Here is a 16,262-nt window from a genome sequence, read left to right as displayed (position 1 = left end):
CACATTGATTGACCTGTGTTAGTTTAAGTAAATGTTTTGGATAAACTATTGAGGGATATATGACACAGCAATCAAAAGCACCTTTGGATATTGAGGAGCAAATTCAAAGTCTTGCTGGTGATATTTACGTTCAAATTGAAGATAAGGTATCAGCATTTGTTTCTACGTATGCTAAACCTGCAGAAATTACGAATGAAATAATAGAAAACCATGTGATTTATCAGTCGTTAAAAGCTGACTTTACAAAGTTAGAAGCAGACTTAAAAAAAGTTAATTCAGCTAATACGACTGAAATTGAAGAATATAAAAAAACTATTTCAGAGCTAAATACGCAAGTTGCTAGCCGCGACGAAGCTATTAAGAATAGTGATCAGTTAAACACCGCAAAACTCACTGATACAGAGCAAGTATTAAAAGAGAAGCTTGCCGAGTTGTCTATGCTTACTGAGGCTTTTAAACAGTTAACCGCAGAAAACGAAGAAAAATCAAAATCTTTAATTAATGCTACAAAACAGCTAGATGAATCACTAAATAAAATTAAAACGCTTGAAGCAGCCGAAAGTTCATTAGTTAAAAATGACAAAGCTAAAGCTGCCACATTAGAAGTTCAGAATCATCAAATATCAGATCTCACATTACAACTTAATAATATAACCAGTGAACTAGATTATCTGAAAGCTGAACATAGTCAGCAGGCTGCCTCTTCAAATAAACAATTATCTGAAGAACAACGTACAGTTAAGCAATACCAAAAAGAAATAAGCGATTTAAAACAAAAAATTACCAAGATAGAAAAATCCTTATCTGCAGAAACGTCAGAGAAACAAACATTAGAAACTCAAGTTAAAACATTAAATCAATCTATTGCAGATATTGATAAAACTTTAGGTAATGAGAAAAACGTAATAGACAAGCTTAATAAAGAAATCGACATATTAACGCAAAAAAACACAGAAATAGAAACGTCGTTACAAAGTGAAAAACAAGCCGCTAAACTACTACAAGAAAATATTACTCAATTATCTAAAGAAAGCTCAACGGTAGAGAAAAAACTATCGCAAGAACAAAAGAGTATAGAGGGTTATAAAAAAGAAATTTCAGGGTTTACTAATAAAATTAACGAGTTAGAAAAGTTAATCGCTACAGAGAAAGATTCAAGTAAAGTATTACAGACTAAAGTAACCGAATTAACGCAAACCATTGATAGCTTAAATAATTCAATATCAACAGAAAAAAATAAAGCCCAACAAACTCAAGCAGATTCAGAATCACTTCAGAAAAAACTTGAAGAATTACATAAGCAACTCACAATGAGTGAGAATGCTAAAAAAGAGGCAGAACACTTACTTAATGTTGAACGACAATTACAAGGCCAACAAAAGAGTAAACACTTATTAGAAATAGACTCATTGAAGAAAAGCATTGATAAGCATAGAGTCGAATTAGAAACACTAACTTCTACTAATGAAAAAAATAAAGCTGACGTTAATAAATTAACTCAGACTATTACTGATTTAGAAAAAGAAAAATCTCAACAACAACAAACCGTAGCAGAAAAAGAAAAATCTCATCAATTGGTATTAGCTGAATTAAATAAAACGCTTTCTCAAGAACAAAAAGCGGTTAAGTCATTTGAAGAGCAACTGAATACTCAAAAAGTAGCGTTAGAAGAACAAATTAAAGCTCATAAAACGTTAACAGAAAAATCAGCTAAGTCTGATAGTGAATCGTTAAAACAAATAGCTGAATTAGGTAATAAACTCGACTTGTTAGAGAAAAATGTAACAGAGTTAACGGATAAAAATAAAGACTTATTAGTTAACAATGAAAAAGCAGATAAAGCGATTGAAGGTTATCAACAAGAAATAAAAATCTTAAAAGAAAAATATGAAAGCACACACAACAATGCTCAAGAAATTCAAAAACGGGTTGAAGCAAATAAAGAAAAACAAGAAAATGAGTATAATAAAGCGCGTGATACCATTAAATATCTGCGTGATGAGAACTTAGAGCTACATACTAAGTTAGATCAACAAGTCAGCGAGTTAGAAGATAAGTTACGCGAGTACCGTTTACGCTTTGAATATGCTCAAAAGCAGTTGAATCAACAATAATCTAATAATGAATAAGTTTTAATGCTTATTCATTATGCTGTAATGGAAAAATCTTTTGTCTAAACCTCTTTCTTTTAATGCATTAAGCCAATGGCAACAAATTGCATTTAGTGCGGCCTTATTAGAACGTATGCTGCCTAATTATAAGCTTTTCTCAGAAGCTACCGAGTTTGGTGAGTATTCTGTACTACGTAATCAACTTGACACTGTTTGGCAGTGGTTAGATAAAAATAATCGCTGTAAAATTAACTATGAAGCACAGCTAACCAAGTTAGAACCGCAAATACCTGAACCGGAATCGTTTGACTTTTTTGGTGTTTATCCTGCTTTAGATGCTTGTATGGCCATGGTGTCGTTATTTCAAATAATGCAAGATAAAGACTCTGATGGATGTATGAATGTTAGTAAGCTGTCTGAAAATAGCGTAGTAAAATACGTAGAGTTAATACTGAGCCAAGAGATGGAAGAAGACGCTATTTCTGATGAGCATATTGACTCGCACCCTTTAATGGAGTGGGAACTTGCAACCCAGCAAGAACTTTTTAATTATATTAGCATTGCACAAGAAAATAAAAAATCGTGTATACATGCTAAAGCACTCGTTCTTGAAGAAGGTTTATCTAATTTAGGCATAGAAATTTAATCATCAAAACCTAGGTTAGGAACATTTAATGTGTAGGGTGACTAAATGAGACTATTATCATTATTCAGTTGCTTACTCATATCCTTATATAGCTGTTGTGGTTGTGCGGCGGCTTTATCAAATAAAAACCTGAAAGTAGAACAAGCTATTGTTAACGCCATGAATGTATTTAACGTTCCTGGTGTTGCTGTTGCTATTGTGCAAAATAATCAAATAGTATTCAGCCAAGGATTTGGTGTTAAAGAGTACGGTAAATCAGATCAAGTCACGCCTGATACCTTGTTTGGTATTGCTTCAAACACTAAAGCTATGACGGTTGCACTATTAGCGCAGTTGGTTGATCAATATAAAGTTTCTTGGCAAACCAAAATCGTAGATATTCTGCCTGAATTTCAATTGTATAACGATGCAGTAACTCAAGATTTTACCTTAATTGATTTGTTGTCTCATCGTAGTGGATTAGGTATGGGAGCTGGCGATTTATTAATATGGCCAAAGACGACATACACAAATAAAGAGGTTTTGGATAAATTAAAATACCTGCCTCAAGCTGCTAGTTTCCGAACAGAATTTTCCTATAACAACTTAATGTACATTGTTGCAGGTAAGGTTGTGGAAAAAATCACAGGAAAACCATGGAGCAATGTTATTCAATCTAATTTGTTCAGCGGATTAGGTATGTATAATTCTTTCGCTAGTTTTTCACAATTAGGCGATAAACAAAAAGATATCGCTACACCTCATGTATTTATAGAAAAAGAATTAATAGCGGCTAAAAGTCATTATTTAGAAGGTTTTTCATCCGCTGGTTCTGTTATCTCTACAGTGAATGATATGTCGCTCTGGCTAAAAACATTATTAAATTTAGGAAAGATAAATTCACAAAAAACAACACGTTTTAAGTTGCTATATACATCAAATCAAGCCAAAAAAATGTGGCAACCACACACATTACGTACAGTTTCTGAAGCAGCAACTGAACATGACAAAACACACTTTTCAGCTTATGGCTTAGGCTGGTTTTTAAATGACTTTCAGGGCGTAAAACTCGTTCATCATAGTGGTAGTATGCGGGGGATGATGTCTAAAGTCGCTTTAATACCAGAAAAAAACGTAGGTGTTGTTATTTTATCAAACCAGCAATCGAGCGCTGCGTTAAATGCTATTTATCGAGAGGTTTTTGAAACTTATTTAGAGCTACCTGAAAAAGATTGGATCGATTACTACCATCAACAAGAAAACAGAGCGTTAAAGCGAGATAAAAAACGTTTAAGTAAAATTGAAGAGCATTTAGCGAAACATTCTAATCCACCACTTTCTTTAAAAAAATACGCCCGAACCTATTTTGATAAATGGTATGGCGAAATTAAAATCACGTTAAACAATAATAAATTATTGATGCAGTTTAGCAATACACCTGCTTTAAAAGGCGAGCTTATTCATTATAAAGATAATACTTTTATTGCACGTTGGCATGATAGAAAGTTAGAGGCAGATGCTTTTGTAAGATTTTTAGTAACCCCTGAAGGGATCATTAGTTATGCCACTATGGAAGCCGTATCGAATTTAACCGATTTTAGTTACGATTTTCACGATCTTAAATTGGTACCTAATTAGGGTCTATTGACCTTTCAGGTATGTTTTTGCAGCAGTCTGTTTGCAAGGCATTAAGTTTACGTCATGGTGATTATCGGTACGATTCCTACGTTGCCCTAGTGCCTACACCCATGTAGAAACCTGACTAAAGTTAATAACGCTCAAGCGCTCTGAAATACGCACCTTGATTGGTAACGGGATATTTTATTAATCTTTTGTTATTGCATTTTTTACATTAGTATACTGTTAACAATTAATTATACAGTTACTGTTCTTCATGATGTTATCGCAGCAAAAACCATTTTTTTGTAAACCTATCTTAAGCGCATTGTTTTTTGTATTTTACTGTTTTAGTTATGTTTCAAGCGTAAGCGCGGTTGAAAGTAAAATAATAGAAAAACCCAATATTTTGTTTATTTTATCTGACGATGCAGGCTATGCAGATTTTGGTTTTCATGGCAGTAAAACCTTTAAAACTCCTCATTTAGATAAATTAGCTAAACAAGGTATGTTATTTAAACAAGCCTATGTGTCGGCTGCTGTGTGTGGTCCATCACGTGCAGGCTTATTAACAGGGCGGTATCAACAACGATTTGGTTTTGAAGAGAATAATGTTCCAGGTTATATGAGTAAAAATGGTACGACTGGTGATGAAATGGGACTTGACGTTAATGAGGTGACTGTGGCTGATTATTTAAAAAAGCAAAATTATCAAACCTCAATAATCGGTAAATGGCATCAAGGTAACGCAGATAAATTTCATCCATTGAAACGAGGTTTTGACTCTTTTTATGGTTTTCGAGGTGGCTCAAGAAGTTATTTTGAATATAACGAAAAACACCCTCTCGACCGTTTAGAGAATAAGTTAGAGCGTGACTTTAAGCAATTTGAAGAATCAACTCTGTATTTAACAGATGCTCTTGCCAATGAGGCTATATCAATAATTGAAAATACCCAAGATTCACCATTCTTTATATTTTTGTCATTTAATGCTGTACATACTCCATTAGAAGCGCAACCTGAAGATTTGGAATTGTTTCCCGAGCTATCGGGTAAGCGTAAAGTTGCGGCAGCGTTAACAGTTTCAATGGATCGTGCAATTGGTCGAGTATTGAAAAAGTTAGATGATTTAGGCATTGCAGATAATACTTTAGTGGTTTATACAAACGATAATGGTGGTCCTTCAGACACAAATGCATCAGTAAATTTACCACTAAGTGGTACAAAAGCTAATCATCTTGAAGGTGGTATACGAGTACCTATGATAATGCGATGGCCACATCATATCAAAGCTGCAACTAGTTATAATTACCCTGTTAGTACGCTTGATTTATTACCAACTTTTTATAGTGTAGCTAAAGGCGATAAGGGAGACTTAAAAAATATTGATGGTGAAAACTTAATGCCATATATCAATGAACAAATTAAAGATCGTCCGCATCAAACCTTATATTGGAAAAAAGAAAATCGTGGTGCCATACGTGACGGTGATTGGAAATTAATTCGATTTCCTGACCGTCCAGCAGAACTTTATAATATTGAAAATGATCCATCAGAATTGAAAGACTTCGCGTCAATCTACCCTGATAGAGTGCGTGAAATGTACAAAAAACTATTTTCTTGGGAATTAACTTTAGAGCGCCCTAAGTGGCAATTACTTCGTAAGTATGAAGGCGCAGCTATGAAAAGAATGGATGATTTTCGCCCATCTAACGCTCAATAAATTTAGTAGGTTATAAATGTTTCATTAATTAAGTGGGCAGTAGCTAGATTGTTTGATATAAACGATAAGCGACTTGTCCTGCTTTTTTCTCTTTTAATAATTGCCAGTTACCGGGTATCGATTGAATTTCTTCTTCACTTTCCATTTCAATATAGATCAAGGCATTTGTTTCAAGTAGATTATTATTTAACAAATCGATAGTTTGCTCAATTAACCCTTTACGAAAAGGCGGGTCAATAAAAACAATTGAAAACTTTTTTGAACACTTTTCTAAAAAAGTTAACGTGTTGGTATTTTCAATGGTTATATTGTTGGCTTTCAATAAGGCTTTATTTTGTTCTAATTGCTGTGCTGCTGCTTTGTTGAGTTCAATAAGAGTAACACCCTTAGCTCCCCTTGACTGCGCTTCAAAACCTAAACCGCCAGAGCCCGCAAAACAGTCCAAACATATACTTTCATGCATATAAGGCATTAACCAATTAAAAACAGTTTCTTTTACTCTGTCTGTTGTTGGTCTTAGCCCTTCAGCCATTAATACAGGGAGTTTTCTACCTCGATGTTTACCTGAGATAATTCTAATGCTTCCTTTAGATGAGCTTTTTGATATTTTTTGCTTATTCATGAAAGATGTTGTCGCTGATTATGACTGTTTATAAGGTATACACTTATAAAACCTTAGTTTTATCAAGGAATACCCGAAACAATCTTTAATGTCAGTGATATTAAATGATACTATGTGGGTAATATTATCCCTGTTTATTGCATTAATGCCATCAATATGTGTGGCACATAGAAGAAATAGTTTTATGTCAAAAAAGAAAGGTATGTTTTCTTGGTTAGGTTTTGGTAGCCAAGATAAAGAAAAACAAGAAACACCTATTGAAGAAAAGCCTCAAGTAGAAGAAGTGTCTGCTGAAATTGAACCCGTAGCGCCAGTAGATGAAAAATTACTTGAAGATAATGAAAATAGTATTGTAAATACTACACTAGAAAACGAAACTATCCTGCCAGAGCCAGAGCCAGAGCCAGAGCCAGAGCCAGAGCCAGAGCCAGAGCCAGAGCCAGAGCCAGAGCCAGAGCCAGAGCCAGAGCCAGAGCCAGAGCCAGAGCCAGAGCCAGAGCCAGAGCCAGAGCCAGAGCCAGAGCCAGAGCGCGGATTTTTTGCTCGTTTAAAGCAAGGTTTGAAAAAAACCAGCCAAAACTTAGGTGGTGGAATATTTAGTTTATTCCGCGGTAAAAAAATTGATGACGAGTTATTTGAAGAGTTAGAAACTCATTTACTACTTGCTGATGTTGGTGTTGACACCACCACTAAAATTATAGATTCTTTAACGGCTTCAGCATCTCGCAATCAATTAAAAGATGCAGAAGCTTTGTACGACTTATTGAAAGTTGAGCTTAAAAAAATTATTGAACCTGTAAACCAACCTCTTATTATTCCTGAAGGTAAAGGCCCCTACGTTATCTTAATGGTAGGTGTAAATGGGGTAGGTAAAACAACAACAATTGGTAAACTTGCTAAACAATTTCAAGCTGAAGGCAAATCGGTTATGTTAGCCGCTGGCGATACTTTTAGGGCTGCCGCAGTAGAACAGTTGCAAGTATGGGGCGAGCGAAATGATATTCCTGTTGTTGCTCAACATACCGGCGCAGATAGTGCGTCTGTAATATTTGATGCAATTAGTTCAGCAAAAACAAAAGGTATTGATGTACTTATTGCTGATACTGCAGGTCGATTACAAAATAAAGATCACCTAATGGAAGAGCTGAAAAAAGTTGTTCGTGTGATGAAAAAACTTGATGAAAATGCACCTCATGAAGTCATGCTAACTCTGGATGCGGGCACTGGACAAAATGCATTAAGCCAAACTAACTTATTTGATAAAGCGGTAGGATTAACTGGGCTAACACTCACTAAGTTAGATGGTACTGCAAAAGGTGGTGTGGTATTCGCTATTGCAGACAAACATAATATTCCAATTCGTTATTTAGGAGTTGGAGAAGGTATTGATGACTTAAGACCTTTTAAAGGTGATGATTTTATTGATGCTTTATTTTCTCATGATAACGAACAGAGCTAACACTGCTAATTTATGATCCGTTTTGATAATGTAAGTAAAGTTTACCCTGGTGGATTTGTTGCACTTAAAGATGTCAGTTTTCAAGTGGAATCAGGGGAGATGGCTTTTTTAACGGGCCACTCTGGCGCAGGTAAAAGTACGTTGTTAAAACTTATGTGTTTAATGGAAAAAGCCACAAGTGGTACTGTTGAACTTAATAACACAGATCTCTCAAAAATTAAGTATAACAACATTCCTTACGCTCGTCGTAATATCGGTATGATTTTTCAAAATCATAACCTGCTAATGGATCGTACTGTTTTTGATAATGTTGCACTGCCTCTCATTATTGAAGGTTGTAGTTTAAAAGAAACGCGTAAACGAGTTGAAGCGGCTTTAGAAAAAGTACACCTACAAAATAAACTCAAATATTACCCTAATATGCTTTCTGGTGGAGAACAGCAACGAGTTGGTATAGCAAGAGCTCTTGTTAATAAGCCTCCTATATTGCTGGCGGATGAGCCAACAGGAAACTTAGATCCTAAATTATCATTAGATATTATTAAGCTTTTTGAAGAGTTTAATGACTTAGGTGTAACTGTTCTTATTGCGACTCATGACTTAGGCTTAATCGCTCGTATGAAATATAGAACCTTAACCTTGAAGCAAGGGAAAATGATCACAGACGGATTGATTGAAGGCTTACATTCAAAAGGGAGCCAAGATGCAAGATAGCGAACATTTTGCTCGTCCTTCGAATAAATTAGGCTTTTCCGCACGTTTTGCTGGCTGGGTTATCCGCCATGTTCAACAAGGTATAGGAAGCTTAGGTGATTTATGGCGTACGCCCTTTACTTCAGTAATGACTATTTTAGTTTTAGGTATTAGCTTAACTTTACCTGCGACACTTCATCTTTTTGTTAAAAATGCGAAAACCGTTACAGAACAGTGGAATTCGGCTTCTGAAATTACTTTATTTTTGAAGCTTTCAGTTTCTGAAAAATCAGCTCAGCAACTCGTTCAACGACTTTCATTATACCCTGATATTGCCAGTGTAAAATATGTCTCAGCAGATCAGGCATTAGCTGAGTTTAAAGTGCTTTCAGGGTTTGGTGATGCGCTAGAATATTTAGACGATAACCCGCTACCGGCTACTGTTTTAGTTACTCCTACACTACGTGCTAGTCAGGCCGAAGCGGCCGGAGACTTACTGCTTAAATTAGAGCAAGAAAGAGAAGTAGAACAAGGTAAACTTGATTTAGAATGGTTAACTCGATTACAAGCTATGGCTGAATTGATTGAAGATATCGTAATAGGCTTAGCATTATTATTATGTTTATCCGTAGTGTTAATTATCGGTAACACTATACGTTTAGCTATTTTAAACCAGAAAGACGCTATTGCTATTATGAAGCTTGTAGGAGCTACAGACGCTTTTATTCAACGCCCATTTTTATACGCGGGTATTTGGTACGGTATATTAGGTGGTTTAGTCGCTTGTTTATGTGTGTATGTATTAGGTACGTATTTATCTTATGCACTAGAAAATCTAACACACCTATACCACAGCAACTTTAAACTTGAAGGTTTAACCTCTTCTGAAATTCTATTATTAATATTATCCGCTATAATTCTGGGCTATTCAGGCAGCTATATTTCTGTTCGTAAACATATTAAAACAATAGAACCCACTGCTGATTAATATTACCGATATTATTTTTTTGAAATTACTCTGTAACTTTATCTTGTTATTCTAGGTCTTTACTATAGGTATGGCGAAAACAGCCATATTATTGTTAGTTTTGTAAAAAGTAACAATTTCATACATTTTAGCTTTTAAAAATTGTAATAGCCTGTTGTATCGCTATCCCAGTTAAGTTAATGTGTTATTTATAAATGGTCGCGATATAAATAAAGGAATGTTATAATCGCGAGGAAAGTAAGGTAATACGGAGAAAGTAAATGAGTAATTCGATACAAACTACAGCATTGACTGTCCCACAAAGTGGCAGTATTGAAGCCTATATGCAATCTGCGTATAGCATTCCTATGTTAACGGCTGAGCGTGAGAAAGAATTAGCTACTCGTTTATATACAGAAAACGACCTACAAGCGGCTCAAGAACTGATTATGTCGCACTTACGTTTTGTTATACATATTGCTAAAGGCTATGCTGGTTATGGCTTAGCACAAGCAGATCTTGTTCAAGAAGGTAACGTTGGCTTAATGAAAGCCGTAAAACGTTTTAATCCTGAAGTTGGCGTACGACTCGTGTCTTTTGCTGTTCATTGGATTAAAGCGGAAATACATGAATTTGTATTACGTAACTGGAGAATTGTTAAGGTTGCTACAACGAAAGCTCAACGTAAATTGTTTTTTAATTTAAGAAAAAATAAAAAGCGTTTAGGTTGGTTCAGCAATGAAGAAGTTTCAAATGTAGCTGAAACATTAGGCGTTACAAAAAAAGATGTACTTGAAATGGAATCTCGAATGAGCAACCAAGATCAAGCATTTGAACTTTCTACAGATGATGATGACAATGCTAGTGCGGCGAGTTTTTCTCCTGCGCAGTACTTAGAAGATAAATCGTCTGACTTAGCTGACTCTGTAGAAGCAAGTGATTGGAGTGATCAAGCCAATCAACGTCTTAGTAATGCATTAGTATGTTTAGACGATAGAAGCCAGCATATTATTCGTACACGTTGGTTAACTGAAGATAAAACAACACTTCAAGATTTGGCAGATAAATACCAAATATCAGCTGAACGTGTTCGTCAGTTAGAAAAAAATGCATTAAATAAATTAAAAGCGTCTATGGCTGCCTAGTCAGCACTGATGTGAGTAGAAAACCGACAGTAGTCGGTTTTCTTGTTTATAAAAAGATTGATAATAAGGTCGTTATAATATTTTAATTACCTTATATTTAAAAATTTAAACCTAACTATAATACTAATAAGCATAGGTAATTTTTGATGCAAGTGGGTGTAAACGAAAACGTATTAGCGGCTCGTCAGATACCAAAGTTAAAGTCTTTACTTAAAAAGTATCGTCAAGCTAGAACTATACAATCAGGACTTTTACAGCTTTCTGAGTTAGCAAGTTCTGTTACCGATATGAATTCTTTTTATTCTGCTCTAGAAGCTATTATCAAAACGATCCTGATCACCGATAGCTTTCATATTACCCTACTAAATCATCACAAAAATTTATCTTTAGCCTATTCTCATAATCCAAGTGAAAAAAGTATTCTTACTCGGCATGATAAGGATAAATGGAAAAATAGTTTAACCGGTGTAGTGTTTTCTCAAGCGAAATCTATCTGTTGTAATGCACAAGAAAGAGAGGAGTTAAGTAAAGAATATAATTTATCTTTATATAATTCTATTTGTACGAGTTGGCTAGGTGTTCCTTTAAAACGGAGTAACCAGGTTATTGGTGTTATTGCATTGCAAAGCTACGATAATGAGACTGTTTTTGGTGACCGAGACTCTCAACTTCTTGAGTTTATTGCTGAGCATTTAGTGACGGCAATCGATAGAGTAAGAAGTCGTGAGCTGCTAGAAAAAAACATTATTGAACGTACCCAAAAACTTACCGAAACCAATGAAAAATTACAGAAAGAAATAGCTGAGCGTCAAAAGGCAGTAAAAATACATAAAGCGTTGTTAGCTATTTCTGAGATCACAGCAACCACAACTGATCTAGCTTCCTTTTATCAAGTATTACATAAAGAAATAACCGCTCTAATCCCCTCTAATAATTTTTATATCGCATTAACTTCTCAAAATAATCAGTGGATAGATTTTCCCTATTACAAAGATGAATATTTATATGTAGCTGAATCTAGAAAATTTTCGAATGGTCTTACTGAATTAGCGATTAAAATAGGAGAACCGTTACTGGTTAAAGGCTCTGAAATTATTACACTGGATGAGGATGGGAATGCGAAATATCATATTCATGCTATTAATTCGCTAAAAAATAAAACACCTAAAGCGTGGTTAGGGGCTCCGTTAATTGATCAAGGCGTCGCCTTTGGCGTTTTTGCTGTTCATCACTATCAAGATGTTAACGCTTATCAATTAAGTGATTTAGATCTGGTTGAATTTGTTAGTCAACATATTGCCACTGCTATACTTAGAATTAGATCTCAGGCCGAAATACAAAAAAGTAATGAAGCTCTAGAGCAAGCAATAAATGAAAGAACAAAAGAATTACAAAGTACAAATTTGAATTTACGAATGCAAATTGAAGAAAGAAGAAAAGCTGAAGCTCAATTGTATTATGAAGCTCATCATGATGCATTAACTAAGTTACCCAATAGAGCTATGTTAACTGATCGATTAAGTTATTCATTACGTCATTTAAAACGTCACTCATCGCATCAGTTTGCCGTACTTTTTATTGATTTAGATCGCTTTAAAATTATTAACGATACGCTTGGGCATCATGCAGGTGACTTATTTTTAGTAGAGATTGCCGCTAGATTACAAGATTGTGTGCGAGATAATGATATTTTGGCTCGATTAGGTGGTGATGAATTTGTAATTTTACTCGATTCACTACAATCTGAAGATGACGTAGAAGAAGTTGCTGGGCGGATCATTAATAAAATATCTGCTGGTTTTGAATTAGAAGGGCACACGGTACATTCTAATGCGAGTATCGGTATTGCCATGTGTGGAAATCATTATAACGATTCGAATGAAATCTTGAGAGATGCAGATGCTGCAATGTATCAAGCCAAAAGTTTGGGTTGTGGTCGTTATGTGTTTTTTGATGAAAGTATGCGAGAGCAACTTATTGCGAGCATGACATTAGAGCAAGAATTGAGAGTTGCGATAAAAGAGTGTCAGTTTGAACTACATTATCAAAAGATTTCAGATCTTGAAAATACTAAAACTATTGGTTTTGAAGCGCTACTTAGATGGAATCACCCAGAGAAAGGGTTATTGACACCTAGTGAGTTTCTTTTCATGGCTGAAGAAACGGGGATGATTTTAGACATAGAAGCGTGGGTAATAGAAGATGTATGTGTTCAGCTTAAACATTGGCAAGCATCGTCTGAATATAAAAATATTTTTATTGGCGTTAACTTATCAGGACGCCATTTAACCCAAGTAAATCAATTATCAAAACTTATTAGTTTGATCGAAGCAAATACAGTTGAGCCACAACGTTTGATCTTAGAGTTTACAGAGTCTGCTTTTTCACAGCATACAGAGTTGGCCCTAAAAGGGTTAAGAAAACTTAAAGAATTTGGTGTTAAGTTAGCGCTGGATGACTATGGTGCTGGTTTGTCATCACTTAATTTTTTACATGGTTACCCATTTGAATTTATTAAACTTGATAGAAGCTTTATTAAAACATTAAATTTAGATAACAAAAACTTGTCGTTAGTAAAAGCATTGCACGAATTAGGCGGTAATTTTGGTTACAGATTGGTTGCCGAAGGTATTGAAAGTGCCGAGATGCTAGAAAAATTGAAAAATGTAGGCTGTGAGTTTGGGCAGGGGTATCATATTAATCGTCCTTGCCGAATTGATAATGAAGAAAGTAGTATTGTTAATGTAATAAATGGTTAGTTAAGTAACTAACTATCCTTTATAAAAATATCCCTCCACTCTAAACGCTATACCAGGTGTTGTATCGTAGTTCCTAATTTCAGGCCATTCTAAAAATGGTTCAATTTCAAAGAAAAGCCATTTTTTATATGCATTAAATCGATAACGGTAGCTTAGCGTATAATTATCAACAACAAATCCTCGAGTGCCATTGCGTTCTCCCTCTACTTGCAATGAGGTAACGGAAGCTGTTTTTTCGTTTAAATGTTTTAGTTGATAAAGACCATGCTTCCAACGAATACCACTAAAAGATTCTGAGCCTTTTATGCTGTAATTTATTCTGTACTGAGTTTCAGGGTTTTGTTGAAAGTTATACTCTAGGAGGAGTCGACTACCTAAGCCTTCATCTAAAAAATAAAATATTGAAGGCTCAATTTTAAAAGCGCTATGTTCGCTCCAATTTATAAAGCGTTTATGCCGACTGCGAATAAAAATATCACCACCTGAAATACCTATTCTTGTATCTGTAAATTTATTTTTTTCGTTTTTGTGCATATATCTAAGTGCGGCTGAGAACTTTTCTTCTTCGGGTTGAATATGAGTGGTTTCTAATGGTAACTGGTTTTGTTCAGATTCATCGTCATCAGATAAAATAAGATCTACTTTTTCTTTAAAGTGAGGCAGTGTCATTTTAATTCTAAAGCGAGCTTTTATTTCTGCCCAATCACTACTTCGTGGGCGCCATTCGAGTCTTATTTTTGCATTAACTTTGGGATTCCGCTTAGTGTTTCCTTCTTCGGTAAAAAATTCATCAAACCATGCTGCCGATTGATAGACTGAATCAGAAATTGTGTCATGAAATGCATTTATCCAAGGAGTATTTTCAGTGTTTTCTGTAGGGTATTGTTTTTTATCCTCTTCACCAAAACAGTAAAAAGGCATTAAATTAAAAATTATAAACACAAGCTTACATAAATTTTTAAACAAACCTTGTTGTACCTCATAAAATTAGTGTGAGAAAAGGTGCTTTTTACAACTAAAACTTTATAATAACTATAATTAAATAATAGGAGATTTTTCATGAGTAATATAGGTATTTGGCAATTATTAATTATTGTTGTAATTGTTGTATTGTTATTCGGAACAAAAAAGTTACGTAATTTGGGTGGCGATTTAGGTTCTGCCGTTAAAGGTTTTAAAAAAGCAGTGACTGACGATGATACAGCAAAAACTGTTGAGTCAGAGAATACCGATTCAATTGTAGATAAATCAACTGTTGAAAGTACCGTAGCACAAAAAGAAAAAGATCAAGCTTAATTATGTTTGATATAGGATTCTGGGAGCTTTTACTTATAGGATTACTGGCTTTAATTGTTTTAGGACCTGAACGGTTACCTGTTGCGATTAGAACCGTTAGAAATTGGATCGCTAATGCGCGTAGAATTAGTGAGAATGTAAAAAGCGAGCTGACAGAGGAATTACGCATTCATGAATTGCATAGTAACTTGAAAAAAGCCGAAGAAGCTAACATGGAGAATTTATCGCCAGAAATAGCTGAATCATTAAAAACCTTGCGAGATGCAGCAGATATGGTTAATAAGCCTTATCAAGTGAAAACAGAAGAGGCTGATCAGCCTACAGAATCCATAGCGAAAAGAACAACTAATGAGTGATACGCCTAATAACTACACATTGTTTGACCATCTTTTAGAGTTACGTTCACGATTATTAAAATCTTTTATTGGGGTTTTAGTTATATTGTGTTGTTTAATTTATTTTGCACAAGATATTTATCATTATGTTGCTGAGCCTTTATTAGCGACTATGCCTATAGGTACTCAAATGATAGCAACGGATGTGGCATCACCTTTATTTGCACCTTTTAAACTGGTCATCGTTTTGTCTGTTTTTATTGCAATGCCCTATATTTTATTTCAAATATGGTCTTTTGTTGCACCAGGGTTATACCGAAACGAAAAAAGATTAATTGCTCCTCTGATGTTAGGAAGTACCTTATTATTTTATAGTGGTATTGCCTTTGCTTATTTTGTTGTGTTTCCTGTTGTATTTGCTTTTTTTAGTTCTGTTGCACCTGAAGGGGTTACCATAGCCACTGATATAAGTAGTTACTTAGATTTTGTGCTTAAACTCTTTTTTGCCTTCGGCGCGGCTTTTGAAATTCCTGTAGCAATTATTTTAATGTGTTGGACTAATTTTACATCCCCTGATAGTTTAAGGGCTAAACGACCTTATATTGTTGTTGGTTCATTTATTGTGGGTATGTTATTAACTCCACCTGACATTATTTCTCAAACGATGCTTGCTATACCTATGCTGATACTATTTGAGCTTGGTGTATTTATTGCCTCTTTTTATTATCAAGAAAATAAAGATGAAGAAGATGTGGATCAAATAGAATAGTTTAATCGATAATTAAATAGTGTTATTTACACTGAACTATAATATACATGAATATAATTATCATTGTACTTACAAGGAAGTGAGATATTGATTACTATAAAAAAGCAGAGCATAAAATTGAAATTTCATTTGTTTGCTAGC

The 16,262-nt window shown here is 34.7% G+C and carries 14 protein-coding genes; 12 read left to right on the top strand and 2 right to left on the bottom strand.

The window, feature by feature from the left end; genetic code table 11:
- Window positions 1–59 precede the first annotated feature (59 nt).
- The 4 genes from ACM9HF_RS13385 (at window position 60) to ACM9HF_RS13370 (ending at window position 6,076) form a co-directional block, all read left to right on the top strand.
- Window positions 60–2,114, top strand: coding sequence for a hypothetical protein (locus ACM9HF_RS13385; RefSeq protein WP_473609421.1), 2,055 nt, complete (start codon window positions 60–62; stop codon window positions 2,112–2,114).
- A 55-nt stretch (window positions 2,115–2,169) separates the two neighbouring features.
- Window positions 2,170–2,757, top strand: a complete 588-nt coding sequence (locus tag ACM9HF_RS13380) for a YjaG family protein (RefSeq protein ID WP_473609417.1) — start codon at window positions 2,170–2,172, stop codon at window positions 2,755–2,757.
- 45 nt (window positions 2,758–2,802) lie between these two features.
- Window positions 2,803–4,374: a serine hydrolase gene (locus ACM9HF_RS13375; protein WP_473609413.1), complete on the top strand. Its 1,572-nt coding sequence runs from the start codon at window positions 2,803–2,805 to the stop codon at window positions 4,372–4,374.
- Window positions 4,375–4,630: 256 nt separating this feature from the next.
- Window positions 4,631–6,076, top strand: a complete 1,446-nt coding sequence (locus ACM9HF_RS13370) for a sulfatase (RefSeq protein WP_473609410.1) — start codon at window positions 4,631–4,633, stop codon at window positions 6,074–6,076.
- 43 nt (window positions 6,077–6,119) lie between these two features.
- Here ACM9HF_RS13370 and rsmD read toward each other — a convergent pair whose 3' ends face one another.
- On the bottom strand, window positions 6,120–6,698 hold the full coding sequence (gene rsmD, locus ACM9HF_RS13365) for a 16S rRNA (guanine(966)-N(2))-methyltransferase RsmD (protein ID WP_473609407.1): 579 nt from the start codon (window positions 6,696–6,698) through the stop codon (window positions 6,120–6,122).
- A 184-nt stretch (window positions 6,699–6,882) separates the two neighbouring features.
- Between rsmD and ftsY the strand changes: the two genes are divergently transcribed.
- The 5 genes from ftsY to ACM9HF_RS13340 all read left to right on the top strand — a co-directional run bounded on the left by ftsY (window position 6,883) and on the right by ACM9HF_RS13340 (window position 13,721).
- Complete coding sequence (gene ftsY, locus ACM9HF_RS13360; protein WP_473609403.1) at window positions 6,883–8,157, top strand: signal recognition particle-docking protein FtsY; 1,275 nt, start codon at window positions 6,883–6,885, stop codon at window positions 8,155–8,157.
- A 12-nt stretch (window positions 8,158–8,169) separates the two neighbouring features.
- Window positions 8,170–8,871, top strand: a complete 702-nt coding sequence (ftsE, locus tag ACM9HF_RS13355; RefSeq protein ID WP_473609399.1) for a cell division ATP-binding protein FtsE — start codon at window positions 8,170–8,172, stop codon at window positions 8,869–8,871.
- Entirely contained in the window at window positions 8,861–9,838 is a 978-nt protein-coding gene (gene ftsX, locus ACM9HF_RS13350; protein WP_473609395.1) for a permease-like cell division protein FtsX, read from the top strand. The genes ftsE and ftsX overlap by 11 nt, the downstream gene beginning before the upstream one ends.
- Before the next feature lie 260 nt (window positions 9,839–10,098).
- Window positions 10,099–10,962, top strand: coding sequence for an RNA polymerase sigma factor RpoH (gene rpoH, locus ACM9HF_RS13345; RefSeq protein WP_473609391.1), 864 nt, complete (start codon window positions 10,099–10,101; stop codon window positions 10,960–10,962).
- Between the two features lie 146 nt (window positions 10,963–11,108).
- A complete protein-coding gene (locus tag ACM9HF_RS13340) occupies window positions 11,109–13,721 on the top strand; it encodes a sensor domain-containing phosphodiesterase (RefSeq protein ID WP_473609387.1) in 2,613 nt (870 codons plus the stop codon).
- Window positions 13,722–13,733: 12 nt separating this feature from the next.
- On the opposite strand, the gene ACM9HF_RS13335 is transcribed toward ACM9HF_RS13340, so the two are convergent.
- Window positions 13,734–14,663 (bottom strand): hypothetical protein, encoded by a 930-nt coding sequence (locus ACM9HF_RS13335; protein WP_473609383.1) that lies wholly within the window; start codon window positions 14,661–14,663, stop codon window positions 13,734–13,736.
- Between the two features lie 117 nt (window positions 14,664–14,780).
- Here ACM9HF_RS13335 and tatA point away from each other — a divergent pair, with 117 nt between their 5' ends.
- From tatA to tatC, 3 genes are read left to right on the top strand one after another with little or no spacing between them, the layout of a single operon-like run.
- Entirely contained in the window at window positions 14,781–15,017 is a 237-nt protein-coding gene (gene tatA / locus ACM9HF_RS13330; RefSeq protein ID WP_473609380.1) for a twin-arginine translocase TatA/TatE family subunit, read from the top strand.
- Between the two features lie 2 nt (window positions 15,018–15,019).
- Window positions 15,020–15,373: a Sec-independent protein translocase protein TatB gene (tatB, locus tag ACM9HF_RS13325; RefSeq protein WP_473609376.1), complete on the top strand. Its 354-nt coding sequence runs from the start codon at window positions 15,020–15,022 to the stop codon at window positions 15,371–15,373.
- Window positions 15,366–16,121 (top strand): twin-arginine translocase subunit TatC, encoded by a 756-nt coding sequence (tatC, locus tag ACM9HF_RS13320; protein ID WP_473609373.1) that lies wholly within the window; start codon window positions 15,366–15,368, stop codon window positions 16,119–16,121. The genes tatB and tatC overlap by 8 nt, the downstream gene beginning before the upstream one ends.
- Window positions 16,122–16,262 lie beyond the last annotated feature (141 nt).

It is taken from the genome of Colwellia sp. RE-S-Sl-9 (genome assembly GCF_048296855.1).
GTDB lineage: Bacteria > Pseudomonadota > Gammaproteobacteria > Enterobacterales > Alteromonadaceae > Pseudocolwellia.
Note: the sequence above shows the minus strand (reverse complement) of the source record. Positions and strands in the feature narration are given on the sequence as shown.